Source organism: Cupriavidus sp. LA-1 (assembly GCF_055385985.1).
Window position 1 is genome coordinate 299,777 of record NZ_AP031387.1, and the last position, 24,656, is coordinate 324,432.

The window sequence follows — 24,656 nt, forward strand, 5'->3', positions numbered from 1 at the left end:
AAGGGAGCCAATTTGGCTCCCTTTTCTTCTTTTGCGGCTGCGACTCAAGATGGAAATAGCCGCTATCGGCGAGTAGCCAACTTTCGATCCCTCCTCGGTAGACCGGAAGCGGATCTTCGGCCGATCTCTCTGCCAAAGGGGAGCCCGAAGCGTCGACCGTTTGCGCGACCTCTTTTCCGACGCGAGGCTTTTTCCGCGAACCCCGATTGATCAGGTGAGGCTGTAGATCATCGTAGCTTGGATTTCATAGTATGGAAAAAGACAACCAGACTGATCAGTTGTGGAACCCGCCGGAGCCGCGGGCTAGCCTCCTCAATGGGCTTCAGGGCCTCGATATGCCAGAGAGGCTGAGGCGCCTGCGGATTCCCCGCGGCCAAGCCGGGTACGTCGAGGATGAGGTAGTCGCGATGCTCACACGCCGCTCGCCGCAAGGCAGCCGGGAGGAGAACTCCTATGCCTCCATTTTGCTGGCGCGTGTTGCATTGCACGTAAAAGCACATGTAGCCAAGCACCCGATGTGGCAGAAGTTCGGGGGTAAGGACGCCGCGACCGACGACTTCATCCAGGACGTGGCGCTAAAGATCTTGACCGACCAAAAGATCCCATGCCACGCCGAAGTCGCATTCGGGCAGTACGTTAGCCGGCGGTGCAAGGACTTTGCGGGACGCTTGAACGCAAAAAAGTTCAGCGCGGGCGTGTCTCTGGACGATGACGCCGAAGCGGTCGGCGTTCAGGCGCAGCAAGAGGATGCTGTTGACACGTCCGCTCATCTGCTTTCGCCTGAGGAGTACCTCACGGAGTTGCAGGAGCGCGCTGAACGCGAGAACAAGCTCGAGCGCATCCGTGAAGTCGTCGAAGAGCTGCCAGATTTGCCTCAACGTGCATTCACCTTCCGCTTTTACGGCGGATGCAAGATCCACTCCAAGAAGAAGGACGAAGTCACCGTTACCAGCTTGATGAGGGTTGGGGAAACCAGCGCTACCAAATACATCAACGAAGCGATCGAAATCATCAAGCAGAAGCTGGAGCAATAGATATGGAAAATCATCGCCTTTCCCTGGATGAGGTTCTCGACCTCTACTACGATGCCGCCGAGGAATTCGATCCCGAGATCCTGGCCTCGTTCATCCAGAAGTTTCCCGAGTATGATCGGGAGCTCCATCAGTACGCGATGGCGCAGCTGCTCATCACCGCACCAACTGAAGACGAGCTGCAAGCCGTGGAGCTCTCAGATGAGGAGCTATTGCCAATACAAAGCGGTCTGCTCAAGAAGCTGCAAGAACTGCGCGGCGTTCCCTCGAGCACAGAAATCCAGCAAGCCATGAACAAGCTGGCTTCTGTCTCTGGAGCCAAAGCAACTCGAGCAGCAACGCTTGAAGTCTTTGGTAGCGACGAGCACGGAGAAGATGACTTGCTCGTCATGGCTACCGAGGAAGGCTCGGATATGGGGGATGCACCCGATTGGTTCTTTTCCAAGCTGGCATCTCACATTGGTACCTCACCGACAGCACTGCGAGCTGGATTAGGACTGCACTCTAGGCAGCCCGCCCAGCAGAGATTCAGTGCAACAGATAAGCCAGCAGACGGGCCTCCTCGAACGTGGCGGCAAGCAGTTGAGGAATGCATAACTGATGAAACGACAAAGCGGGCGATCCTTGATCGCTCTTAGCCGCTTTCATCGCCGCGCCAAGCCTCCAGCCTCTCGTTTTCGATGAACCCATTTGAGTCCGCTCGACAAGAAGCACATCTGCTGCGCAAGGAGCTGGTGGATGCCGCGTTGACGCTCGACGGAACTGGTTATGGGCTTGTTCGCATAGCTTGCGAACACCTAGACATCAAGCTCAAGTGTGTAGAACCGAGCTTCACACTGCTAAAAAAGGCTGATGCGACAGTCAACGTAAAGAAGAAGTGGATCTACGTACGCAATGATGTTAGCGATGAGGTTAAGGCATTTCTGATTGCCCACGAAATCGGCCACCTTCGACTGCACCCATCACTGGTAGGAACTGTTGAGGTCAAGCAGGAGTCGCTTGGCGGCGAAGGTGAGACGAATGGTGTCAAGGAAGTCGAAAGCTACGGCGTACGAGAACGCCAGGAGCTGCAGGCCAATGTCTTCTCTCGGGAGTTCTTGCTACCACAGCAGGAAGCCAGGCGCGACTTCCTCGAACATGGGCTCAGCTCCAACGACAGCGCCAAGCGGCGCAAACTCCCGTTGGAACTGGTGCAGCTTCAGGTCTACGACGCTGTACTCTTGCCTGAGGTCAAGGATTCTGCGAAGGCCTATACGCTGCCCCTGACGCCAACGCCCGCGCAAGAGCCAGCTGTCAACAGCGACGCAGCAGTTAGTCTCATCGAGGCCGGTCCAGGGACAGGCAAGACGACGACCCTGCTACTGCGCTTGCGGCGCCTCATCTCTCAGGGCGCCGACCCTAGCAAGATTGTCGTGCTGACCTTCTCCAACAAGGCAGCTAGAGAGCTCGTACAGCGAGCGCGTGCTGGCGGCATCGATAGTGCCGACCGGGTCTGGATAGGAACCTTTCACGCCTTCGGTCTGGAGTTCCTTCGCAAGTTTGGCAATCTTATAGGGTTGGGCCCGATCTTTCCGGTTCTCGACAAGTTGGCTGCATTGGCCATGCTCGAGGACGAACTGCCAACCTTGCAGCTACAGGCCTACGACCCATTCTCGAACCCACTGCCCTGGCTAGAAAATGTCATCGACGCGGTCAGGCGCGCCAAGGATGAGGTCTTTACTGCGGATCAGTTCAATGCAGCGATAGTCGGTCAGCCAAATCCTGACCCTGAGTGGCAGGCGCGCCGTCAAGACGCTGCGGCCATCTTCCAGCGCTACGAGGACGTCCTGCTGGCGCGAAAGGCCATCGACTTGACGGACCTGCTCTGTGCGACTATCCGAGTGCTGCAGGCGCACCATGCTTCCGTTGAGCGCTTCTTGGCCGATGTCGACCATGTCATGGTTGACGAGTACCAAGACGTCAACCGCGCCAGTGCATTGCTGGTAAAGGAGCTCGCCAGACATGCCAAGACGTTATGGGTAGTGGGTGACGCCAATCAGGCAATTTATGCCTTCATGGGCGCCTCATCGAGCAACCTCGCGAACTTTCAGCAGGACTTTCCCGGCGCGGTAGCTATCCCGCTGTTGCTCAACCATCGAAGTTCGCAGGAGATCGTTGACGTCTTTACTGGCGTCGCAAGAGCCAATCCAGCCGGACGCGCTATCGTCCGCTTGAATGCAGAAATGGGGTCGGTCGGCCATGGACCGAAGCACATCGTCAGCGCGAACAGGGATACCGAACTGGACGCGCTCGCCTGGCGCATCCGGTCTTTGCGTGATGACGGAGTGAGTTTGGCAGAGCAGGCAGTCATCACCTACCGCAATTCAGATGGAGCGAGCATCGCCCTGGGGCTGGAGCAAAGAGGCATACCGGTCCTCTACCTTGGCAATATCTTCGAGCGCCCTGAGATCAAGGACTTGATCTGCCTGCTGCAGTTGGCAGTGGACCCTCTTGGGGCGAGCTTGGTGCGCGTGTGGCACTCCCCCATGCTGCAGTTGAGCCGACAAGGAGCAGATGCCGTCTTCGCAAGAGTGACCAAGGACTCGCCCTGGACAGCAGTCGACGAAACGGCTCTCCCGCCGGAAGACAGACAGGCTTTCAGCAACCTCAAGCGGCTGTGCACTGCCATTGCGCCGAACGACTCCCCGTGGAAGGCGTTGTCACACCTGCTGCTTGAAGAGGGGCAATGGCTCCGCGATCTGGCTTGCCAGCCTGGTCAGGCTACAGCCAATGCGCTGATGGCCGTTTGGCAGTTCGTGCATTTCTGCAGGACCGCAGACGGAACCGGCAAGTGGGCCACCGTAAGGAATCTTGGCCAGCGTATTCGTGACCGTGTCCGCCTAGGTGAAGACCGCAGCATGCGCATGGTCCCTCCTGAGGCGGAGGGGATGGAGGCGGTTCGGATCCTGACCGCCCACGGCAGTAAGGGTCTGGAGTTCGATGCGGTGCACTTCATGCGGGTCAGCAAGAGTACGTACCAACAGCCTCGGAGCCGGTCCAACAAGCTGCTGCCTGACGCGGTCTTGAGCGAAGAGTCTGCGGCGAAGGTGCTTTTGAATGAGCGCCACAACTTGCTCTATGTGGCGGTGTCGCGAGCGCGCCTGCACCTGGCGATTTACACCGTTGATGGTGAGGAACTACCGGACGCCCTAGCCAACCGGCTGCAACTACTGCAGCCACCCTCGTTTGCATCGCCACCGGCAAGCGCGGTCCCGACGACCGCCAACGCCACGCCGATGGAAGTGAGCCTTGATGAGTACCTCGAGTACATCAAGTGTCCAAAGCGGCGCGAGATGTCCGCTCGAGCCAAGGGGCGACCTCGCGAGGAGCTGCAGTTATACCGTGCCGTGGACCTGGCTACGCGCAATACGGTGCGGACCCTGACAGCAGACTCCAACCGTCTTAGCGATGGGAAGTGGCAGGCGGCGATGGAGGAACAGTTGCAGGCATTGGGGTTGCACGAACATCCATCCGCGTCGGCGATTCGCGAGAAGGTGATACGAGGTGTCCAACATGCTCGTACGGTCTTGCTGGAGGGCGGTAAACCGTGTGGCTCCGTCGGGCTCCAGCTCGGACCGCTGAGTGTTAGCCTCAAGCCTGACCAAATTCTTAGCTGCGGCAGCCAGCAGACTCTCAGGTTCATCCGCACAGGTAATAAGAGCAGCTACGAAGCGCTGAAGCAGCCTGTGGCAGCCTTGGTCGCTGCTAGCGCGGCGAAAGGTGGAGTCAAGCTCAAGGTGGAAGTCGTCACGCTGGGCGACGGGGAGAAGCGCGACGTCGGCGTGGTCCGCTCAAATACGCTGCAGACTTACACGACGAGAGCGCAGCACTACTGTGGTGGCCACTACCCAGCTTCGCCCAACGACGAACGCGCTTGTCACACATGCGCATTCATGTTTCCCTGCGACAAGCGCCTAGAGGACTGATCAACGTCCACTGCTTGCCGAGCGCGAGGCTTTTTCCATAAGTACCGATTGATCTTGTGAGGCCGGGCTGTTCCGGCTGCCAACGAGGTCAATCATGTCCAAGCGCATCATCCTTCAGTCGCCTCAGGCCCGCGACGGCCTAGTTATCCACGTCGATGAGCACGCTTCCAAGGAAGCGATTCTCGCCGCCGCCCAGCAAGCGTTGGCTGCAGCCGGCCACCATGTGGCGGGTCTGCAGATCTTCGACGAGGCTGACGACGACGTCCACACTCGTGAGTTTGCTGACAACGAGCAACTGACCCACGGCAAAGTGTTCCACGTCTGCCACTGCGTTCAGGTGCATGTGGTGGTGCGTTACGCCGGCCGGCAGGAGACACGCCACTTCCCTCCGACGACGCGTATCGGACGCGTGCGTCGCTGGGCGATTAACAAGTACGGCATCTCTGACACGGATGCGAATGAGCTAGTGCTGCAGGTCGCCGGCAGCAACGTGCAGCCCACTCGTGACCAGCACGTCGGCAGCTTCATTGAGCCGGGCACCTGCAGTGCCACCTTTGACTTGGTACGCACTTACACGGTCAATGGCGATCCGAGCTTGTCATCCGACCACGCCACTTTACAGCGCCATCTGGAGGAAGCGCCCTTCCTCATGGGCGAGATGAATCAGCAGTGGCGGCTGCGGCAGGTGGATTGGCCTTACGTCTATTGCGACGTGTTCGCCCAAGATGGGCGCAGCTTCACTCTGCGCCTTCAGTGCGACGGCTATCCCAATGCGCCGACCGGCGCCTTCTGGGACCCGCAAGCTGGCTCCTGGCTGGCGGGACACAAGTGGCCGCGTACAGGGCCGCGCTTCGGCAGTGCCCTGCGCTCGGACTGGCAGGGCGGCACGGCGCTGTACATCCCTTGCGACCGCCAGAGCCTGCCCGGTCACGAGGTCTGGCTGCAGCAGCACCCGGCCTGGACGTGGGACCCCAAACTTGGGCTGGCGCGGTATCTGACGGTGGTGTGGACGATGCTCAACGGGGCTGACTATGTTCCTCCCGCTGCTTAAGTTCCCTCGGCCGGTCTACGAGAGCTTGATGGAAAGCTTGGCTTGCTCCGGTCGTGGGCATAAGGAGGCTGGCGCTTTCTTGCTCGGCAAGCAACATGAGGGTGTGCGGGAGGTTCAAGCGTTCCTGCTCTATGACCAAGTTGCGGTGGAGAGCTTCCGTAAGCACGACTACGTGGTCCTCACCGCCGAAGAAATGTCCCGCGCTTGGGGGCACTGCTATCGGCTGGGACTTGAAGTCGTCGGTGACGTTCACACCCACCCTGTCGGCTGCTCCCAAAGCGCAACCGACAAAGCTCACCCCATGGTCGCCATCGCCGGGCACGTCGCGCTCATTGTGCCGTCGTTTGCACTGAAGGACACGTCGCCTTGGGCCTTGGGCGTTCACGTTTTCCAAGGAAATCGGCAATGGGTCAGCCGCTTCGGTGCCAAAGCGGCTTCGGCCATCCAATTCATCTAAAAGAGGAGTCTCACGTGGACCTCATGGAGACACTGAACCGCACGGTCAAGCTGGCGATGGACGAAGGGCGCGCAACTAGCGTTGAAGAAGCTAGGGCATTGTTCGCTGGATTCCAGCTTCGTATTCAGATCACGCCAGGGGCGGTCGCGTCGCCGGCCATCGAAGCTGCCGCTCTGACCCTAATCCATGCTGCGCCCAAGACTTTCCTCGGCGGGGTCGAGCTGACTGGAGACGACAGTCAAACCTGCTCCTTGGCCTGGTTCCGGGGACGGAAGCTATCGGAGGTGGCTGCCGCAGCAGGATGCGTACCTAGGGGAACTCTGGCGCATGAGGCTGCCACCGTCAGCCTTGGCAACGCCGCTTGCCAGGCCAGGAGATTCTGCATCCGAATGGCTATCTCCGACGATGCCTTCTTGTTGACCCCCGACGAAGCGCCTCGGTCGAGCGCAAGCGCTCCCGTTGAGTTGGGAGTTGCCGCAGCTGGTGCGGCCCTCAACGAGGCGTTTCAATATCTATACCGTCAGCACCCACTTGCCGGAACTAGGGAGGTCCGATTCAGCTTGCCTGCAGGCAAGCCACTTCACTTCGACAGTGGGTGGGTGATCGGTTTGGGCCATCTTGGTCAAGCCGCGCTTTGGACTTTGGTTCTCTCCAAACGGCTAGCGCGCGGCAGCGTTGTGCGTTTAACCGACTACGACAAAGTCAGCACGTCTAGCTTGAGCACCTGCCTTCTTGTGAACAGCGGTGACATCGGCCGATACAAGGTGGACGTCGTCGGAGAGCGTCTTGAGCGGCTTGGCTATAGGGTCGTGCGAGACCCCAGCAGGCTGGACCTAGATAACGGGCCGGTGAAGGCGAAAGAGCGCGTGGCAATGGTGGCCGTGGACAACGTGACACTACGCCGTGGACTGGACCGCCTGGAAGCTGAGCGAGTAATCGAAGCCGGCATCGGCGATGGGATCCGGCACTTCACGGAGGTCCAGCTACATGCCTTCCCCGGCAGCCGCCTGGCTCGTGACATTTGGGCAGCTGGAGAGTCCCAGGCCAGTCGGCGGATCGATATCAGCCTGCCAGCCTACCAGGATCTGCTGCGCAGGACGAAGGATGAGTGCGGCACCACCCTGGTGGCCGGCCGGTCCGTCGCAACGCCATTCGTCGGCGCCTTCGCGGGATCGCTTCTCGAGCATCTGGCCCTGACGAACTGCAGCGCGGACTCTTGGCGTTATGACGTTAACAGCCCGTGATTACCGTGATCGTTAAGAGGGCTGTGCGTGCCGACGTCGCTTAGACAAGCCCACGGGAGACGTGTCGATGAGCCGGTGATCGGTCGGCCAAGCTCAAGCGGGCGCGGGTTCCTTGAAGCTGTGCGACCCCCGACCGGTCAGGCTTTCCGTCGGCACTGTGGTGAGAGGAAACGTCGGCAACAACATGCATAGTGGGACAGACGCGACCGGAGAGTTTGGGGGATCCGCAGCAAAGCATCTACGAATCGCTCCCCTCTTGGCGCTATTCCGAGGAAATTACGACAACCTTATTCCGTACTTCCACTTTGAGCGCTTGCCCGACCTTGAAGCCTGCCCGTTCCAACCATACCCCACCTAACCGAATCCATGGAACGCATCGCATCCCACTATAGCGATTACCTTCAGTTGCCTTGACGCGGAAATGCCTGTAGCTGGTCGTGAATGTGCGCACGTGCGCAGTGGAAGATATCTTCTGCATAGCGAACTCCTGATTCGAAACTTGGATTCGCCCGTGCAAACTGGGCGGCCGGGCACTTGAACACCGCCCCGCAGATCGGCCCGCATGTTTCCCCTCTCGGGTCTTGTATCGATGCGCGCTGCCCGGCCTTAGCAGAAAGCTATGGAAGACGCGCCACGGCTATCGGCCGTGGCAACGCTCGGGGGGTGTGTTCAGCACCATGGGCAAGCCTACGCTTCACGCGCATGTCGGAGAATGAGACGAGTCTAAGTTCACAGCACAGGATTGCCGACGCGGTCAGTCAGCCCTCATCCCGCTGCAAAAACCCCCGCAAAAACAACCGAACAGCCCGCCGCACCTTCTCACGCCGCGGCGCATCCAACCCCGCCGCATCCAATCCCTGAACCGCCCGATGGAACGGCTCGGCCGCCACGCTCTGCAGGAACTGCGAGGCCACGAAAGCGATTTCATCATCGCTCGGATTGCCGGCAGCCCATGTGCGGAATACCGGCTCGAATGAGCGTGCCGCGCCGAGGATGGCGAAGTCGACTACTGTTCGGGCCAGCTGTGGAAACCGTGGTGCTTCGGCAATTGTCACGCGACACAGGCCCAGGACCTCGGGTCGCAGGATCCATTCGAGCAGCTCGCAGGCCATGCGGACCAGGCGGTCGCGTTGCCGGATGGAACCAACGCGATCGTGGGGTCAGCGCTGTCTTCCGACGAGCGATCATCAATCGTGGATCGCAAGCGGGCGGAAACTCCATCGCCTTGACCAGCGTGAAGCTCTAGCTGCTTGAAATACGGAGATCAGCCATGGCATGCCGAGACAATTCCGCATGCCATGGCACCACTCTTGTTGCAATATGAGCTAACGATGAGAACCATGCCGTTGGCAACAGCGATGGCTTTTCCCGAACGCAAATGACTGGCCGCCTGAAATCAGAAACAGCTATCGTCTATGTTTGCCTGGTCTTCCGAACGATACTGGTGGCGACGCTATTCGATGTGCTCAGCCCCGTTCTGCCTTTGATCGGCGCCGACCTTGGCGTCAGCCAGCCGAGATTTCAGGCCTTCTTCTCGGCAACCTTGATGGTGGGCGCCGCAGTTTTTCTCGGTGCGCCATGGCTGGTCGATCATATTGGCAGGCTGCGCACCGTAGCCGTGAGCGCCGTGGGGGCCGGCGTGCTGGGCTTGCTAAGTGCCACTGCCCAAAGCTACCTGGCCTTTGCCATAGCCTTGCTGGCAATGTTCGCGGTGAATGCAATAGGCGCGGTTGGCAACCGGGCCCTGATGCGTGACCTCTTGACCCATGAGCGATACAAGAAGCTATTTGCCTACGGGCAAGCTGCATTGGAAGCAACCAGCATCGTTGCGCCGTTGGCTGCCGGATGGATCGCCGCTGCGTGGGGGTGGCGCACAATGTTTGCCGCGTTCTGCATGCCCCTGCTCGCGGTTCCGCTGCTATTCGCAATATTTCCGCCTCCGGCCTCGGCCGTCGCTCGCGATACCCGGCCTCCGGGGCAGGTGATGTCGCTTGGCGAGTTGACTGGCCTTTGCATGATGGCCAGGATCCCGCTGATCCTGCTGTGCGCGACACAGAGCGGCTATACCACTTTACTGGTGGCCAAACCATTCCTGTTGGCAAGTCGTTTTAGCTTGTCAGTCACCGCGATAGGGGGCGTTTTTGCTGGCTTTGCAGGCGTCGGCGTGATCGGCTATCTGTGCTCCGGCGCGCTGATGGCACGCGTGTCGGAGCGCAGCCTTGTTGCCGCCGGCATCTTCTGCCAATGCCTTTCGGCGCTTGGGCTATTGCTTCTCTCCATCACGGAAGTGCGCACGCTTCAGCTGTTTCTGGCGGCATTGGCCGCTGCCCAATTGGGTTACTGCCTGATCGTACCCATCGCCAACGCATGGATCATGAATGTCGCCGCCGAGTACCGCGCCTTTGCCGCCGGCATGCTGGGCGGACTGCAGACATTGACCGGCGGCGCTGTCGCGTTCCTGGCGGGTATTGCCTACGATGATTCTGCACTGCCAGTCGCAGTTGTCTGTACGATTTCCGCGCTTGTTGCTGCTGTGACACTGCGGCGCGTGCACTGGTAGTCAGTCGGGAGACGCCGCGGACCGAGAGAAGGTCCATGAGCCACTATGCAAGCGCATCGCGCCGTGGTGCTGACAATGTGCGCTCAAGAACGTCAGAAGAGGCTCGAGCCGGCGCCAGCGCCGCAACTGGCCCCGCACTGTACTGAGTCCGTAGTGACGATCCGCGATCGTGAAGATAACCACCCAGTGGCCATTTGCTTCATGGTGAGCGTCAACGTCGTAACGGCAACCAAGGAGCGTAGCCAGGCGATGCAACTCCGAGATTGTGATAAGCGTACCTGCGGGTGCGCCAGATAGCCCTTGTAGTCCGGACATTGCGAACCTCCCTGCGAACGGGCCGACGCCGGCCCCATGGCGAACGGATAGGCATGTCACTCAGCCCAAGCTTGGCCGCCGCCGGCGGATACGGCAACGCGAACTCACCAACTGGAAGAACTGAGTCCAACTTGACGTAGTGCAAAGGTCTGCACAGGTCGCTGTGTGAAGAATCTTGCGTCCGATTGAGGCCATTTCCGGCTCCGATGAGCATGGCAAGGCGCCATCGGAGACATGGAACTAGGCGTTGGGTACGGAATCAATCGGGCGATTTCCGAAAGTGATCCGGGAAATTTCCCAATTGATCGACTCCGACCTATGAATACGCATGCGGAGGAAGGGGACAGAGCTATTTCAAGATCTGGATCAGAAATAGATCCGTCGCCGTTTGCCGTATGCAGCAGTGACCGTACGCCTGCCTCTATCCTGCGCAACTACCACGCATTCGCGCGCACCGAATCCAAGGCCTCACACGTCATCACCAATTGCTCGGCGAGCGCGGTTGAAGCCGACATCATCGGCAAACGCAGTTCATCAGACAACCAGCTATGCCTGGCCAGCAGGGTCTTGACCGGACCAGGGTTAGGTTCTGCAAACATAAGCCGAATCATCGGCATCAGGACATGGAAAAGGTGGCGGGCGACGCTCAAGCGCTGTTCAGTCACGGCGCGCCACAACGCCGAGAACAGATCAGGCCGAATGTGCGCTGACGCAACGATGGCGCCCTGACCGCCCATGCACAACGTGGCAAGCAGTTGGTGGTCCTCTCCCGCGAGGACGGCCAGGCGGCCATCGGCGATTAACGCCTGCGTGGTATCAGCGTTACCGCCGCAGTCCTTGATACCTCGGATATTGCCGTGACTCGCCAACGAGAGCAGCGTTTCGGCGCTCAGCGTCACTCCGGTTCGATAGGGGATGTCGTACAGCACCAGTGGTGTGTGAGATCTGTCGGCCAGCTTGCGAAAGTAATCCTTCAATCCTTCCTGCGACGGTCTTATGTAGTACGGCGCAGGCGCCAGGATCCCCGCCAGCGGACGTTCGCCAATCCTGTCCAGACGGCTCAGCACATGCCGGAGATTGTTGCCAGCCAAGCCCATCATGACCGGCAACTCCCCGGCCTCGGCCAGCACGGTATCCAGCACGGCCAACTGTTCCGCCTCGTCGAGCGCGGCGGCTTCACCAGTGCTGCCGCACACCACGAACCCCGCCAGGCCGCTGCAGCGGTAATGGGCCACTAGCCGCCGCAGTGCGACGTGATCGACCTCATCGTTGCGAAAAGGGGTGACCAGGGGTAGCCAGATACCACGATAGAGATACTTCACTTCTTGCATTGCATGCTCCGGATCGACCGATTCGGAAACCGCACAGGCAAGCGACAGAGCAAGACGCGCTCAAGACGGTAAGGGAGGGATTGGCAGACCGTCTTCCACACTGATGCTGTTCCGTCGCTCAACTGACGGAACAGCACGCTCCGGTCAGATGAGCGACTGTTTTTTGGATTTGGCGCGCGCGCCCCACTGCGGTTGGTTCGCAGCGAGATCAGGAGAGAGGGGGGCGGGGCGGCGGCTCATAGTTTCGTCAATCTATCCGCTTCGGCGCGATCTCGTCAAGCGTGGCTTGGACGGGCCTCCTTCCAAGGAAGCGACCGGATGCCGCCGCAAGTTGCAGCGGATACACTGTGCGCACCCGTTCAGCCTGCCAGGCGATACCGCTCGGGTGCATGCAGGAAATCCAAACCTTTCTCCATACGAATCCGATGAAAGCCATCCTTTCTGCCCTGACCCTCGTTCTGCTGACCCCGGTCGTTGCCCAGGCCGCCAACGAATGCGACAAGTACCGCACCAGCTACGACAAGACCTACTGCTTCGCCAAGCTGTTTCTGGAATCCGACAAGGAGCTGAACGGGAGCTACAACGAGCTGCGCGGCATGGTTGGGGACAGCGTGAAACAGAAGCTGAAGGACACCCAGCTGGAGTGGATCAAGTACCGCGACGCGTCATGCGAGTCGGGCGGCGCGATTGACGTGGACTGCAATTACCGCGTGAACCGCGACCGTGCTGAATACCTGCGCGACCGCGTGCGCGAATGCAAGGCGGGCACCTGCCGCAACGACATGATCGCCAGGAAGTCCTGGAACTGATCCGATGGCGCCGGTGATCTCCGTCAGGCGCCGCGCGATGCTTGCGTGGCTGGCAGCTTGCCTGCCGACGCTCGCCGGCGCGTCGCCGCCAGTCAACGGCACGCGCCCGGCCCGCATCGTCATCGATCCAGGTCACACGCCGGCGCAGGGCGGTGCACTGGGCGTTCGTGGCATCCATGAGGTTTGCTACAACGACGGGCTTGCGTCGCTGCTGGTGCGGGCGCTCACACAGGCCGGGTTCGACGTGGCCCTGACCCGCGGTCCGGGCGACAACGTGTCGCTGGAAGAGCGCGCCCGGTTCGCCAACGCTCGGCAGGCCGACCTGTTCCTGTCGATCCACCACGACTCTGCGCAGTTGCAGTACCTCGAAAAGATCGCAGTCGGCGGCCACGACGCGTATCGGACCACCCGGCCCATTTCCGGCTATTCGATCTTCGTGTCGCAACGCAACGCGCACTACGAGCAAAGCCTCGCCGTCGCGCAGATGCTGGGCGCGGAAATGCGCAAGCTGGGCCGGCCGCCGACGCTGCATCATGCGGAGCCAATCGAAGGCGAATCACGCGAGCTGCTGGCACCCGATATCGGTATCTACCGCTTCGACGATCTGGTGGTCCTCCGAAAAGCCGCGATGCCTGCGTTGTTGTTGGAAGCGGGTGTCATTGTTGATCCTGCTGACGAGCGTTACGTTAGTGATCCGGGAAATCAGGCGCGCATTGTCCATGCCATCGTCACGGCGGTGCGGCAGTACGTGGCGACGGCTCGGATCGGCTACGTACAGAGGTGACAAGGCAGCGGCGGTGACCACGAGGGGATTTGCGCCCAGCCTCCGTCATCGCTATCCCCGATCCCCATCTGCCGCAGCCGCCAGGTTGACTTTTGCGGAGGCCTCTACCAATACTGAGTCGGTAAAATTGCGAGACGGGTGGCGCCCATGAGAGACTTCCTGAACAGGGTAAGGGCAACCTGGCTTGGCGCGCTGCTGGTGCTCGCGCTGGCTTCGCCTGTATTTGCCGGTCAGCCCAGGCAGTTCATCGTGTTCGGCGACAGCCTGTCGGACCCCGGCAATGCCTTCGTCCTGCTGGGCACGGACTTAGTCCCCCCGTTCCAGAGCCTCGTCCCCATTGCACCCTACGCGCGCGGCGGGCATCACTTCAGCAACGGCAAGACCTGGATCGAGCAGCTGACTACAGCCGGTCCCGCGTTGCGCAATCCCGGCGTGTTCTTCAATTATGCGGTTGGCGGCGCCCGCGCCAGGCTGGCGGGCCCCTACGACCTGACCGGGCAGGTCAGCCGGTACCTGGCCGACGCCGGCGGGCGGGCGGCCGCGGATGCGGTCTATGTGGCCTGGATCGGTGGCGATGACCTGCGCGATGCCGTCCTGGCGCTTGCGACAGACCCAAGCGGCGCGCAGAGCGCCCTGATCCTGCAGCAGGCCATTGGCGTCATCCAGAACAATCTGCTCTTGCTTTACGGTGCAGGCGCGCGCAATTTCCTCGTGCCGAACCTGCCTGACCTTGGCCTGGCGCCGGAGGCGCAGTTGCAGGGGCCGATCGTGCAGTTCTATGCCAGCCTTTTCACGCAGCAGTTCAATGCGGGGCTGGAACAGATGCTCTCCGGGCTGCAGGCGGGGCTGGGCGTGCCTGTCGGGCGCGTCGATGTCTTTGCCCTGCATCATGCCATCACTGCCGCGCCCGCATCGTTCGGATTCTCCATCGTCTCGGCGCCTTGCATCAGGCTGAACACGACGGAGCATCCCTATTGCGATGCGCCAGGCGGGTATCTCTTCTGGGACGGCGTTCACCCGACCGTCGCGGGTCATCAGGCGATCGCGCGGGGTGCCAGCGCAGTCATCAACGTGATGTGGCCGCAATAGCGCGGGTCGCCTCTCGTAGCCACTGGCAAAGGTGCCGCCCGCCTGCTGCGTGCATCGGTTTCGCTTCCGCCCCCGCGGCCGGCAGGTCATGGGGCCTTGTAAGCCCTGGCGGCGGCAGCGATCTCGGCCTGGTTGAAGTTGTTTATGTCGTCGATCAGGTCATTGGTGATGAGTTCGCCTGCCGGGACTTTTCCCTTGGTGATTCCCCATTTCTCCATGAAGCTCGCATAGGCGGCGTAGTGGGTCTCTGAACTCTCGCCCCATCTGGAGACACCGGCTTTCTCGAGTTTCCAGTTCCGGATGCGCGCTTCAAGCGTCTTGGTGCCTTCGCGCATGGCAGTGGCTTCGTCGATGCCGGTCGGCCTGGTTTCAGGAAATACCTCCCAAAGAATGCGAATGGCTGCCACCGGATTGGCAATCGTGAAGACGGTTCCCTTGGCATAGCCCTGCGCCAGCGCAACCGCCTGCCTGCGGTTGTTGCGCAGGGTATCTTCGAGCGCAAGAAAGCCGTTCGACGGAAACTGCTCGATTTCCTTGCCAGGCAACATCCGCAGCTTGATTCCCGCGTTTTCGACCATGGCGTACTGCGTGTCGAACTGGCTCAGCGCGTCGACCTGCCCGGTGCGAACCAGGGCCGCCGTCTGCGCGCCTTCGCCGACCACGACGATGCGGATGTCGCTGTCCGGATTGAGTCCTGCATTGGCCGCCAGGGCGCGTGCAATGATGACGCCGCCCGAGCCCATGGAGGTGACGCCGATGGTCTTGCCCTTGAGGTCCGAGATTCGGGTGATGGCGCTGCCCTGGGGCACGGCGAGCCCATAGATGTTCCCCTGGTATGCCGTATAGAAGATCTTTGCCTTCACGCCTTGCTGCCGGATGATGGCAAGTGGCTCAGACGAAGGCAGGGAGTATGGAACCTCTCTCGTCGCCACAAGCTTCACACAGTCTGTGGAACCTGTGATGGGAACAAGCTCCACCTTGATGCCGTCACGGGCATACCAGCCCATCTTCATGGCAACGGCGAATGGCGCCGCAGCGGTGCTGATCGTGCGCGCACACCAGCCTAGCCGCACGATCGTCTGGGCAGACGTGTCGGCAGCGCAAAGGCCAAGGAAGAGGGCGGCAGTGGCAAGGAAATGGATGCGCTTCATTTGAGTTGTCCCTCCGGTGGTAGATCGGCCTTCTTCTGCTGCGAGACTTCCCAGAAAAGCAGTCGCCTGCGGATGCGGACGATCAGGGTATGAAGCAGCAATCCCAGCAACGACAGGATGATGAGCACCGAGAACTGCCCGGCGACATCCATCGTGAACGTCATGCTCATGATCAGCACGCCGAGTCCCTTTTGCGCGCCGACAAACTCCGCAACGATCGCGCCGATCAGCGACAGCATCATGGCGATCTCAAAGCCGGCGAAGATAAACGGCAACGCGCTCGGAATGCGCAGCATCCGGAAGATCTGCATTTCCGATGCGTCGATCGAGCGCATAAGCGCAACGCGATCTTCGTCCGCCGCGTTCAGGCCGGCGATCGTGTTCACCATCAGCGGAAAGAAGGCAGTCAGCGCGGCCTGCGCGACTTTCGAACCGATGCCCAGTCCAAACCACACAATGATGAGCGGGGCCAGTGCCACTTTTGGCATGGCCTGGAACATGACGATGAACGGATAGAGGAAGTATTCCCCGTGGCGGCTCAGCGCGATCAGGGTGCCGAGCGCGAGCGCAAGCACTGAGCCTGCCAGGAAACCGATCAGCGTTTCGGCAAGGGTGACCCACAAGTGCCGGACATAGAGCGTCGATACGATGCCCTGATACAGCGCCATGAATACCCTCGACGGCGCCGGGAGGATATAGGCGGGTATTGCCGAAAGACGCACGACGCCTTCCCAGATAGCGAGCACCGCGAGCACGAGGAGCAGGCGCAGCACGAAGTCTGGTGGCCGGATCATGGCGCAGATACCCCCGAATTCATGAATCTGGCTCGGATGCGCTTCACATGGCGGCCAAACTCGGATGTGGTCATGACATCCAGGCTGCGCGGCCGTGCAAGATCCACGGCAAGGTCATCCACGATCCTGCCCGGGCGCTGCGTCATCACCAGCACCCGGTCCGCCAGGAAGACGGCCTCGGGGATGGAGTGGGTGATAAACAGCACGGTTTCCTCCCGGTCCAGCCAGATCTCCTGCAGTTGCAGATTCATCTGTTCCCGGGTCATCGCGTCCAGCGCGCCGAACGGCTCATCCATCAGCAGGATCGCGGGGTCATGGATCAGCGCCCGCACCATGGCCACGCGCTGCTGCATGCCGCCGGACAACTCGCGCGGGTAACGCCCTTCGAAACCCTGGAGGCCGACAAGGGATAGCAGGGTCATGGCACGCGACATCAGGTTGTCGCGGCCCAGGCGCTGCACATCCACGGGAAGCATGACGTTGCCGAGCACGGTACGCCAGGGAAACAGGACGGGGGACTGGAAGACAACCCCAACGTCGCGCCGCGGCCCGGTTATCGCCGTGCCGCTGAGCCGCGCCTCGCCGTGCGAGGCGGGAATCAGCCCGGTCAGTATCTTGAGGAGTGTTGTTTTCCCACAGCCAGAGGGGCCGACGATGGCGACGAACTGACCCCTTTCGATCGCGAAATGAATGTCCCGCAGCGCAACCACCGGACCCGTTCGTGTCCAGTAGGTCTTCCCGAGGCCATTCACCGCAATGAGTTCCACGACGACACCAGGCAGCGTGATCAGCCGTGCCGGTCGCGGCTGACTGGGGCCCGACTATCCGGGCCAGGGGTGCCCACAGACGGCACCAGGCAACTGGCTGCAAAGCCGCTGCTGGTGTGCCGCTGGAGGGGTTCGGCAGTCACATGAATTCTAGACAATTCATGCAGGTCCGAAACCGGACATTTGGCGGGGGTAAGGGGGGAATGGTGCGGTGCGCAAAGCAAGAAGAAAGGGGCAGATCTGTTTCAAGATCTGATCAGGAATAGATCCGTCCCCTTTTGCCTTTGCTGAATTCCGTGCAGACCAGACTTCAATCGCAATGACTTGGCATTGTCCGGGCAACGCCTACGATTTCCTTCAACGACAGGAAGGCAGCGTGGGCCAGCCTGTGGCTGACAGTAGCTACGTGCCGGGCGGGCCGGGAAAGTTGTCGAGAGTAGAGCGAGGTGTGCGATGCCAGGATCAGCCGAACGCCCCAACCGACTCAAGCCAGTGCAGTCCTTTGACATGATGCGCGAAGGCGCGCCGATCCTCGGCGACTTCGACCTGCAATGCCTGGCCCTGGGCGACTCCTGGTTCTCCATCAATACGTTGAGGCCGTTCAGCGGCTCAAATTTGCTGATGAACATGTGGCTGTCGCGCAGCGCAATCGCCGTGGATTGCGCGGATCCTGGCGACACCCTGGCCCATATGCTCGACAGCCGCCAGGATCCCCTGTTCTACAGTTTCCTTGTCGGTCCACACGACCAGGCCTGGACCGTCATCCTGTTGTCGGGCGGCGGCAACGACCTGATCGACGCCATCCAGACCACGCCGACCGATGCCAACGGCCATCGCAGGCCGCCCAACGACAGGCTGCTGCTGACTGACGATGAATGGGATGGCCCGGACGCGATCAGTACCTTTATCTCCCAGCCGGGCTGGATTGCATTCACACGGTATATGCTGGACCAGTACCGAGCCCTGGACTTCCTGCGCCGGATCAGCGCGCAGAACCAGAACACGCCGATCATCACGCACACCTACGACTACGCCACGCCGCGCGACAGCGGTGCGGGGCTGGGCCGGGGGCCGTGGTTGTTTCCCGCGCTGCAGACCTATGGCATCCCCGAGGATCGTTGGATTGCCCTGTCCCATGACTTCACCGACCGACTTGCCGAAGACGTCATCCTCCAGGCCGGCATCCCGAATTTTCATGTGGCCGATACGCGCGGCACGCTGGCCCCGGCGGGGACCGACGATAATGGCGCCACGGCGGACTGGGAGAACGAGATTCATCCGACTGCGGACGGCTATGGAAAGCTCGGGGTAAAGTTCGTCGACAAGATCGCGGAGGTTCTCGGTATTCCCTGAGAACAGGCTCGCAGTGCCACCGTCGACGCGTGGTCTGGTCATCCAACTGCGCCTCCATACACCAAGATGCAAATGCTGTTTCTAGTCGAACCCTGAAATGAGTGGGTTGGTTGCGCTATCGCAAGATGGAGGTGTAGGCGCCTTTTGATTGCTGCGGGAGGCCGATACGCTCTTGTGTTTGTTCCGAGCAACCAAGTGACCGCGCTATCAGGACGAACATGAAACCGTTGCATTGCCTTCTCATTCTCATCGGCTCCTTCGCACTTTCGACTGGCCATACTCTCGCTGCATATCAATGCGAGCCCGATCCTGGCGCGCCTCCTGTGGCGGAGCCATTCACCGGCTACGGTCCCACGGGTTACAAGGGGGCCATTGAGCGCGATCCGGACTGGTTCAGCATGGTCTCCACAGTGAAGCACGGGGACGGCGTTACCCGGTACGTTCTTAAACGAGAGCCAGCGCGAAGCCGCCGGCAGTTTGAGTCCATCGTGCCAGTACCCCTTGGGGGCGAGCATCTTGGTGTCGTCGCCTACCGCCAGGGATGCGGCGAGTTACTCTACCCGGACGGGAAGCCTGCCGCGGTAGAGCGGTTTTCCGGTATCACTCTCGATTCGTGGGCGGACGACCGGACCTCGAGGCATGTTCGGTATCGACTCGACTTTGCCGGCGGCCCTGCGGCAGAGCATGCGTACGTGAGGTTCACCAACGGCAAGAAGTCTGCTGAGTCGCCTCACCACTATGTATCGTCCGCAAGCTGGGACATAGCCTTTGTGCAGGCGGGGCAAGGGCAGCAACTCAGAATCGAGGCAATAGCTGTCCCCGGAGGGTTTGGCGTCTTGGACATGAGGACGTTGCGAGAAGTACTGCGGCCCGAGTGGGAACGAATCTCCACCATTGAGGAAACACACTCGACGGTACCCCAGGAGCCGAACGGACCGGCTTACCTTGTGGCAACCAAGGATGGCTCGCAAGTATTTTCATTGTCCGGTGAGCGCGTCGATATCCCCCTCTTCGACGAGGTTAAGGTCCTATATAACTTCTTCTTTCCCGTAAGCCCAGGCGGGCGTCCTGATCCGGTGCTGTGGAAAACAATTGACCGAAAGGCAAATGGATGCATGCTCTACAGCATGTCGTTCCGGCCGATGCGAGCTAAAGTCGAAAGTGGTGTACGGCGGGGAATTTGAGGCGCGGAGTCGAGGGCGGTGGAGCTTTTCGCTGAGAATCTGATTGTCGAGATCGGAAACCAGCACAAGAAAAGTCCACCATGAACAAGGATAAAGGTAAAGAAGCAGTCGGTCTATCGGAAATCGGGCTGGGGCTCGAGGAGCTGATCAGGCGCGGGGCCCGGCGGGTCATCCAGGAGGCGATCGAAGTGGAGCTGGCAGAGCTGCTTGAGCAGTTCGGTAACGTCAAGACCTTGAGCGGGCAGCGCGCCGTGGTGCGCAATGGCTATCTCCCTGAGCGCGAGGTGCTGACGGGGGCCGGCCCGATTGAGGTGAAGGTGCCCAAGGTGCGCGACCGGTCCGGGTCTGGCGTGAAGTTCAACTCGGCGATCGTGCCGCCGTATGTGAGGAAATCGCCGCGGGTGAGTGCAGCGCTGCCCTGGCTGTACCTGAAGGGAATCTCGACAGGAGACATGAGTGAGGCGCTGTCGGTACTGCTGGGCGACGATGCCAAAGGACTATCGGCCAACGTGGTGAGCCGGTTGAAGGCACAGTGGGCAGATGAGCATGCGAGCTGGAATCAGCGTGATCTGTCGGCAGCGCGCTATGTGTACTGGTGGGTGGACGGCATCCACACGGGTCTGCGCAGCGAGGGATCGGACGGGCAATGCCTGCTGGTGATCATCGGCGTTAAGCCCGACGGCACGAAGGAGCGCGTGGCGATCGGTGACGGCTATCGGGAATCGAAGGCATCGTGGGCGGAAGTACTGTTGGACCTGAAATCCCGCGGCCTGCAGGCTGGCCCGCTGGCGGCGGTCGGCGATGGCGCCATGGGATTCTGGGCTGCCCTGGAGGAGGTGTTTCCGGCCACGCGTACCCAGCGTTGCTGGTTCCACAAAATGGGCAATGTCCTGAACGCCTTGCCAAAATCCCAGCATGGCCGCGCCAAGGCAGATCTGCAGGCGATTTGGATGGCAGCCACCAAGGCAGATGCCTATGCCGCCTTCGATCGCTTTGTAACGATCTACGGCGCCAAGTACCCCAAGGCCACCGGCGTGCTCACCAAAGATCGAGACAGCCTGCTGACGTTCTACGACTTCCCGGCCGAGCACTGGCAGCACATCCGCACGACGAACGCGATTGAGTCGACCTTCGCGACCGTGCGTCACCGCACGACGCGCACGCGCAATTGTGTGTCACGAGCAACCTTCCTTGGCCTGGCCTTCAAGCTGATCGAGGAAGCCGAGAAAACATGGCGCCGCATCAATGGCGCCGAACACATCGAACTGCTCTTGAAGGGTGTTCCCTTCAAGGACGGAACTCCGGCGCAAGACAATCCGCCGGATCAGCAGAAACTCGCCGCCTGACAACCGGCCACGATCAGCCCTCGTACACCAGATTTGACAATACCTCGGCCGATGCTTCCTACACCTATACCACTCGACCATCGCGGCGAATGTCCCGCCGATCATTGGAAGGATTCACCCGGTTTTGCGTTCACTGACACGAATCGCAAGACCCACATGTACCGTAAGGAACTAGCCGGTCCGGAGGGTATTCTTATCCAATCCGCAATGAGCATTGATGGCTCCATCGCTTTCCACTATTCGGGCGGATCTCTCATTCTGAAGAGAGATCGAGGCGGACGTCCCGAGTACCGACTCGTGAATCCTGAGGGAAGGGATATCGCAGGAGCTAGTTTCGATACCTTCCGGCGAGGCGGATGTGGCACGAGCCCCGAGGTCATGAAGGATGGGCTGTGGTGGAGCCTGAGTCCTGGTGGCAAACTCAATCCGCCAATCTACGGTTCCAGCTGCTAATTGAAGGTGATTGCTTGAAATGTCGCGGGCGTACGGCAGTGACCGAACACCCGCCCCTTAGCCTGTGCAATGGCAACGTATTCGCACGCCGCCGATTCCATAGCGCTCCCAACGTTCGCTCGAGCGTGGATCAAAATTTCGTTTCTCTGGAGATTCAATTTGGATTGGCCTTCCGCGAAGGCGTGGACGCGTTCGTGAGCCGACGCTCGCCAGTCGGGAAGGGCAACTGAAAGCGCCTCTTGCCCCGCATCCCTGACGACTTGTCCCGAGCCGTGCCCATGCAACCCGTTTCATTGTTTTGTCACCGATTTTCCAGACAATCGCCACTCCTGAGGTGACTGGTCAACGGTCGAACCTTGGGCATGACAAAACAATGGCAAGGGCGCCCCCACAAGAGCCCGGCCGATCCGGGAGTTATCCATGCTGTTCAAGGGCCGATATTCGTTCGGCGTGCTGGGCCGTGCGGCCTGCGCGCTGTTGTCTTGTGTCACGGTTGCAGGCGCCTTGAGCGCCTGCAACAGCTTTGGCGATAGTGGGCCGGCGACCATGCAGTCAGTCAAGCATGTCTTCGTGCTGACCATGGAAAACAAGAACTACAACGACACCTTCGGCTCCAGCACGCAGGATCCTGACCTGCAAGCCATGGCGAAGCAGGGTGCGCTGCTGACGCAGTACTTTGGCACCGGTCACGTCAGCCTGGACAACTACATCGCCATGATGAGCGGCCAGCCCTCCACCAGGGAAACGCAGAGCGATTGCTTCCAGGGCTTCAACGACGTGGTTGCCGACGGCGCGGACGCCGGCAATCCGAAGGTGCTGAAGACGAAGAATGGCATGGGCTGCGTGTATCCCAAGGAAGTGAAGACCTTCGTCAACCAGCTGGATGACCTGGGCCTGACCTGGAAGGGCTATATGGGGGACATGGGCAACGACCCGACCCGCGAGTCGGCCACCTGCGGCCATCCCAAGATCGGCGCCATCGACAATACCCAGTCCGCGCAGGCACCGACGGCCGACGTGCCGAAGGGCGACCAGTACGCGACTCGCCATAATCCGTTTGTCTATTTCCATTCGATCATCGACAACCAGAGCTATTGCGATAACCATGTCGTGAACCTGGATGCGAACCTGGAAAAGGACCTGAAGTCGGTCGATACCACCCCCAACTTCGTGTTCATCACCCCGAACCTGTGCGATGACGGCCACGACGGTGATGGCACCGGCGCCAAGCCCTGTGTCAACGGCGACAAGGGCGGCCTGTTTTCGATCAATGCCTTCCTGAAAAAATGGATCGCGACCATTCAGGCCTCGCCCGCCTACCAGAAGGACGGCCTCATCATCATCAACTTCGATGAATCGGCCGACATCGTTCCGGCTGGCTCGACGACCGCCAACGGCGTGACGACGGTGACGTTGAACCTGCCCGGCGACGCTTGCTGCGGCCAGCAGATCGGCCCCAACGTGACGCGGCCGGACGATGCGATCCTGACGGTTTCGCCGAGCCTGCAATATAAGCTGCACTATCAGGGCGTGGGCGGCGACCGTGTTGGTGCGGTCATGCTCTCGAAGTACATCAAGCCTGGCACGGTGAGCAATACGCCGTATAACCACTATTCGTTGCTCAAGAGCCTGGAGAACATCTTCCAGACCAATGAGTACCTGGGCTACGCGGACGACAAGAACCTGGCGGCTTTCGGTACCGACATCTTTACCAACCTGCAGTGAGCAAGACCTGGCGCAAGGCGGGAGCCGCCTTTATCGCGGCGGCGCTGCTTTGCCTGTGCGCATGCAGCCGCGAGTCCAGGCCTGCCGCCGCGCCCTCCGGCAAGGCGGTGGCCGAGCTCGGGCGGCTGGCATTTTTCGACGCTTCGCTGTCGGCGTCGGGCCGCATGTCCTGTGCAAGCTGCCATAGTCCCGACCATGCCTACGGTCCGCCCAATGCACTGGCTGTGCAACTGGGCGGGCCGGACCTGCAGGCCCACGGGACCCGGGCAGTGCCGTCGCTGCGCTATCTGCGTCGCACACCAATCTGGTTCAAGACTTATCAGTCGAACCTGCGCGAGCGCCTGACCGATACCGACAATGTCCCCGTCGGCGGCTTTACCTGGGATGGCCGCTTCAACACCATGGCCGAGCAAGCGGCGGCGCCGTTGCTGGCTTCGAACGAAATGGCCAATGCAGGCGTCGAAGCCGTGGTGGCGCGCCTTTCCAGGAGCGCCTACGCCCAGCGTTTTCGTGAAGTCTTCGGCCGCGACATCTTTTCCCGCCCCGAGGCAGCCTTCAAGGCGCTGGGCCAGGCCTTGCAGCGCTTCCAGCTTGACGACCCGAGCTTCCAGCCCTACGACAGCAAGTTCGATCTTTACCTGGACGGCAAGGTTGCGCTGAGCGCGCAGGAACTGCGCGGCCTCAGGCTGTTCAAGGACCGGGATGGCGGCAACTGCGCCGCCTGCCACATCGTTGAGCCAGGCGCCAACGGCGCGCACCCGCTGCTTACCGATTTCAGCTTCGCAGCGATCGGCGTGCCGCGCAATCCGGAAATTCCGGCTAACACCGATCGCGGCTATTACGACATGGGGTTGTGCGGCCCGGCACGGACCGACAAGACGCAGGAGCGGGCGTATTGCGGGATGTTCAGGACCCCTACGCTGCGCAACGTGGCCACGCGTGGGGCGTTTTTCCATAACGGGCGCTTCCACACGCTGGAAGACGCGCTGCGTTTCTATGTGGAGCGCGATACCGCGCCACAAAAATGGTATCCGCATCCCGACGGCAAGCGCCGGTTCGACGACCTCCCCGAAGCGCTGCAGGACAATGTCGATCGCGTCAATGCGCCGTTCACGCATCGCAAAGGTGAAAAGCCGGTCTGGTCTGAAGCGGATATCCGTGACGTGACCGCTTTCCTCAGAACGCTGAATGACGGCTATACGCCGTAGCACGCCAGCGGTCCCTCCCCCCCGGTATCCCGCCCCGAA

Annotated in this window: 21 protein-coding genes; 15 read left to right on the forward strand and 6 right to left on the reverse strand. The window is 60.7% G+C overall.

The window, feature by feature from the left end:
* Positions 1-251: 251 nt before the first annotated feature.
* From ACZ5MJ_RS01510 to ACZ5MJ_RS01535, 6 genes are all read left to right on the forward strand, one after another.
* The gene (locus ACZ5MJ_RS01510; protein WP_464221851.1) at positions 252-1,034 is read left to right on the forward strand and encodes a hypothetical protein; all 783 of its coding nucleotides are present in this window, start codon (positions 252-254) and stop codon (positions 1,032-1,034) included.
* Between the two features lie 2 nt (positions 1,035-1,036).
* Entirely contained in the window at positions 1,037-1,669 is a 633-nt protein-coding gene (locus ACZ5MJ_RS01515) for a hypothetical protein (protein WP_464221852.1), read from the forward strand.
* A 42-nt stretch (positions 1,670-1,711) separates the two neighbouring features.
* On the forward strand, positions 1,712-4,996 hold the full coding sequence (locus ACZ5MJ_RS01520) for a UvrD-helicase domain-containing protein (RefSeq protein ID WP_464221853.1): 3,285 nt from the start codon (positions 1,712-1,714) through the stop codon (positions 4,994-4,996).
* A gap of 94 nt (positions 4,997-5,090) precedes the next feature.
* Positions 5,091-6,047 carry a DUF7665 family protein gene (locus tag ACZ5MJ_RS01525; protein ID WP_464221855.1) on the forward strand — a complete coding sequence of 319 codons (957 nt, stop codon included), beginning with the start codon at positions 5,091-5,093 and terminating at the stop codon, positions 6,045-6,047.
* Positions 6,048-6,075: 28 nt separating this feature from the next.
* Positions 6,076-6,504, forward strand: coding sequence for a hypothetical protein (locus ACZ5MJ_RS01530; protein ID WP_464221856.1), 429 nt, complete (start codon positions 6,076-6,078; stop codon positions 6,502-6,504).
* 23 nt (positions 6,505-6,527) lie between these two features.
* Positions 6,528-7,748, forward strand: a complete 1,221-nt coding sequence (locus ACZ5MJ_RS01535) for a ThiF family adenylyltransferase (protein ID WP_464221857.1) — start codon at positions 6,528-6,530, stop codon at positions 7,746-7,748.
* A gap of 262 nt (positions 7,749-8,010) precedes the next feature.
* Here ACZ5MJ_RS01535 and ACZ5MJ_RS01540 read toward each other — a convergent pair whose 3' ends face one another.
* Positions 8,011-8,226, reverse strand: coding sequence for a SymE family type I addiction module toxin (locus ACZ5MJ_RS01540; RefSeq protein WP_464221858.1), 216 nt, complete (start codon positions 8,224-8,226; stop codon positions 8,011-8,013).
* 280 nt (positions 8,227-8,506) lie between these two features.
* Positions 8,507-8,860, reverse strand: a complete 354-nt coding sequence (locus ACZ5MJ_RS01545; protein WP_464221860.1) for a TetR/AcrR family transcriptional regulator C-terminal domain-containing protein — start codon at positions 8,858-8,860, stop codon at positions 8,507-8,509.
* A gap of 266 nt (positions 8,861-9,126) precedes the next feature.
* Between ACZ5MJ_RS01545 and ACZ5MJ_RS01550 the strand changes: the two genes are divergently transcribed.
* Entirely contained in the window at positions 9,127-10,308 is a 1,182-nt protein-coding gene (locus tag ACZ5MJ_RS01550; RefSeq protein ID WP_464221861.1) for an MFS transporter, read from the forward strand.
* Positions 10,309-11,057: 749 nt separating this feature from the next.
* Here the strand turns inward: ACZ5MJ_RS01550 and dapA are convergent.
* On the reverse strand, positions 11,058-11,954 hold the full coding sequence (dapA, locus tag ACZ5MJ_RS01555; protein WP_464221863.1) for a 4-hydroxy-tetrahydrodipicolinate synthase: 897 nt from the start codon (positions 11,952-11,954) through the stop codon (positions 11,058-11,060).
* Between the two features lie 425 nt (positions 11,955-12,379).
* Here dapA and ACZ5MJ_RS01560 point away from each other — a divergent pair, with 425 nt between their 5' ends.
* The 3 genes from ACZ5MJ_RS01560 to ACZ5MJ_RS01570 all read left to right on the forward strand — a co-directional run bounded on the left by ACZ5MJ_RS01560 (position 12,380) and on the right by ACZ5MJ_RS01570 (position 14,636).
* Positions 12,380-12,763: a lysozyme inhibitor LprI family protein gene (locus tag ACZ5MJ_RS01560; protein WP_464221864.1), complete on the forward strand. Its 384-nt coding sequence runs from the start codon at positions 12,380-12,382 to the stop codon at positions 12,761-12,763.
* A 4-nt stretch (positions 12,764-12,767) separates the two neighbouring features.
* Positions 12,768-13,547 (forward strand): N-acetylmuramoyl-L-alanine amidase family protein, encoded by a 780-nt coding sequence (locus tag ACZ5MJ_RS01565; RefSeq protein WP_464221865.1) that lies wholly within the window; start codon positions 12,768-12,770, stop codon positions 13,545-13,547.
* A gap of 147 nt (positions 13,548-13,694) precedes the next feature.
* Positions 13,695-14,636, forward strand: a complete 942-nt coding sequence (locus ACZ5MJ_RS01570; RefSeq protein WP_464221866.1) for an SGNH/GDSL hydrolase family protein — start codon at positions 13,695-13,697, stop codon at positions 14,634-14,636.
* 86 nt (positions 14,637-14,722) lie between these two features.
* On the opposite strand, the gene ACZ5MJ_RS01575 is transcribed toward ACZ5MJ_RS01570, so the two are convergent.
* The 3 genes from ACZ5MJ_RS01575 to ACZ5MJ_RS01585 are packed head-to-tail and all read right to left on the reverse strand — an operon-like array spanning position 14,723 to position 17,348.
* Positions 14,723-15,787, reverse strand: coding sequence for an ABC transporter substrate-binding protein (locus tag ACZ5MJ_RS01575; protein WP_464221868.1), 1,065 nt, complete (start codon positions 15,785-15,787; stop codon positions 14,723-14,725).
* The gene (locus ACZ5MJ_RS01580; protein WP_464221869.1) at positions 15,784-16,560 is read right to left on the reverse strand and encodes an ABC transporter permease; all 777 of its coding nucleotides are present in this window, start codon (positions 16,558-16,560) and stop codon (positions 15,784-15,786) included. The genes ACZ5MJ_RS01575 and ACZ5MJ_RS01580 overlap by 4 nt, the downstream gene beginning before the upstream one ends.
* 17 nt (positions 16,561-16,577) lie before the next feature.
* Positions 16,578-17,348, reverse strand: a complete 771-nt coding sequence (locus tag ACZ5MJ_RS01585; protein ID WP_464221871.1) for an ABC transporter ATP-binding protein — start codon at positions 17,346-17,348, stop codon at positions 16,578-16,580.
* A gap of 507 nt (positions 17,349-17,855) precedes the next feature.
* On the opposite strand from ACZ5MJ_RS01585, the gene ACZ5MJ_RS01590 reads away from it, so the two are divergent.
* From ACZ5MJ_RS01590 to ACZ5MJ_RS01610, 5 genes are all read left to right on the forward strand, one after another.
* Positions 17,856-18,701 carry a hypothetical protein gene (locus tag ACZ5MJ_RS01590; protein WP_464221872.1) on the forward strand — a complete coding sequence of 282 codons (846 nt, stop codon included), beginning with the start codon at positions 17,856-17,858 and terminating at the stop codon, positions 18,699-18,701.
* A 218-nt stretch (positions 18,702-18,919) separates the two neighbouring features.
* On the forward strand, positions 18,920-19,885 hold the full coding sequence (locus tag ACZ5MJ_RS01595) for a hypothetical protein (protein WP_464221873.1): 966 nt from the start codon (positions 18,920-18,922) through the stop codon (positions 19,883-19,885).
* Between the two features lie 80 nt (positions 19,886-19,965).
* On the forward strand, positions 19,966-21,231 hold the full coding sequence (locus ACZ5MJ_RS01600) for an IS256 family transposase (protein WP_464221875.1): 1,266 nt from the start codon (positions 19,966-19,968) through the stop codon (positions 21,229-21,231).
* Positions 21,232-22,104: 873 nt separating this feature from the next.
* Entirely contained in the window at positions 22,105-23,409 is a 1,305-nt protein-coding gene (locus tag ACZ5MJ_RS01605; RefSeq protein WP_464221877.1) for an alkaline phosphatase family protein, read from the forward strand.
* Positions 23,406-24,617 (forward strand): cytochrome-c peroxidase, encoded by a 1,212-nt coding sequence (locus tag ACZ5MJ_RS01610; RefSeq protein ID WP_464221878.1) that lies wholly within the window; start codon positions 23,406-23,408, stop codon positions 24,615-24,617. The genes ACZ5MJ_RS01605 and ACZ5MJ_RS01610 overlap by 4 nt, the downstream gene beginning before the upstream one ends.
* The last annotated feature ends 39 nt before the right edge of the window (positions 24,618-24,656 follow it).

Excerpts from the sequence above, each read along its gene's own strand:
- ACZ5MJ_RS01510 (WP_464221851.1), top strand. The coding sequence starts at position 252 with ATGGAAAAAGACAACCAGACTGATCAGTTGTGGAACCCGCCGGAGCCG.
- ACZ5MJ_RS01515 (WP_464221852.1), top strand. The coding sequence starts at position 1,037 with ATGGAAAATCATCGCCTTTCCCTGGATGAGGTTCTCGACCTCTACTAC.
- ACZ5MJ_RS01520 (WP_464221853.1), top strand. The coding sequence starts at position 1,712 with ATGAACCCATTTGAGTCCGCTCGACAAGAAGCACATCTGCTGCGCAAG.
- ACZ5MJ_RS01525 (WP_464221855.1), top strand. The coding sequence starts at position 5,091 with ATGTCCAAGCGCATCATCCTTCAGTCGCCTCAGGCCCGCGACGGCCTA.
- ACZ5MJ_RS01530 (WP_464221856.1), top strand. The coding sequence starts at position 6,076 with ATGGAAAGCTTGGCTTGCTCCGGTCGTGGGCATAAGGAGGCTGGCGCT.
- ACZ5MJ_RS01535 (WP_464221857.1), top strand. The coding sequence starts at position 6,528 with ATGGAGACACTGAACCGCACGGTCAAGCTGGCGATGGACGAAGGGCGC.
- ACZ5MJ_RS01540 (WP_464221858.1), bottom strand. The coding sequence starts at position 8,226 with ATGCAGAAGATATCTTCCACTGCGCACGTGCGCACATTCACGACCAGC.
- ACZ5MJ_RS01545 (WP_464221860.1), bottom strand. The coding sequence starts at position 8,860 with ATGGCCTGCGAGCTGCTCGAATGGATCCTGCGACCCGAGGTCCTGGGC.
- ACZ5MJ_RS01550 (WP_464221861.1), top strand. The coding sequence starts at position 9,127 with ATGACTGGCCGCCTGAAATCAGAAACAGCTATCGTCTATGTTTGCCTG.
- dapA (WP_464221863.1), bottom strand. The coding sequence starts at position 11,954 with ATGCAAGAAGTGAAGTATCTCTATCGTGGTATCTGGCTACCCCTGGTC.
- ACZ5MJ_RS01560 (WP_464221864.1), top strand. The coding sequence starts at position 12,380 with ATGAAAGCCATCCTTTCTGCCCTGACCCTCGTTCTGCTGACCCCGGTC.
- ACZ5MJ_RS01565 (WP_464221865.1), top strand. The coding sequence starts at position 12,768 with ATGGCGCCGGTGATCTCCGTCAGGCGCCGCGCGATGCTTGCGTGGCTG.
- ACZ5MJ_RS01570 (WP_464221866.1), top strand. The coding sequence starts at position 13,695 with ATGAGAGACTTCCTGAACAGGGTAAGGGCAACCTGGCTTGGCGCGCTG.
- ACZ5MJ_RS01575 (WP_464221868.1), bottom strand. The coding sequence starts at position 15,787 with ATGAAGCGCATCCATTTCCTTGCCACTGCCGCCCTCTTCCTTGGCCTT.
- ACZ5MJ_RS01590 (WP_464221872.1), top strand. The coding sequence starts at position 17,856 with ATGATGCGCGAAGGCGCGCCGATCCTCGGCGACTTCGACCTGCAATGC.
- ACZ5MJ_RS01595 (WP_464221873.1), top strand. The coding sequence starts at position 18,920 with ATGAAACCGTTGCATTGCCTTCTCATTCTCATCGGCTCCTTCGCACTT.
- ACZ5MJ_RS01600 (WP_464221875.1), top strand. The coding sequence starts at position 19,966 with ATGAACAAGGATAAAGGTAAAGAAGCAGTCGGTCTATCGGAAATCGGG.
- ACZ5MJ_RS01605 (WP_464221877.1), top strand. The coding sequence starts at position 22,105 with ATGCTGTTCAAGGGCCGATATTCGTTCGGCGTGCTGGGCCGTGCGGCC.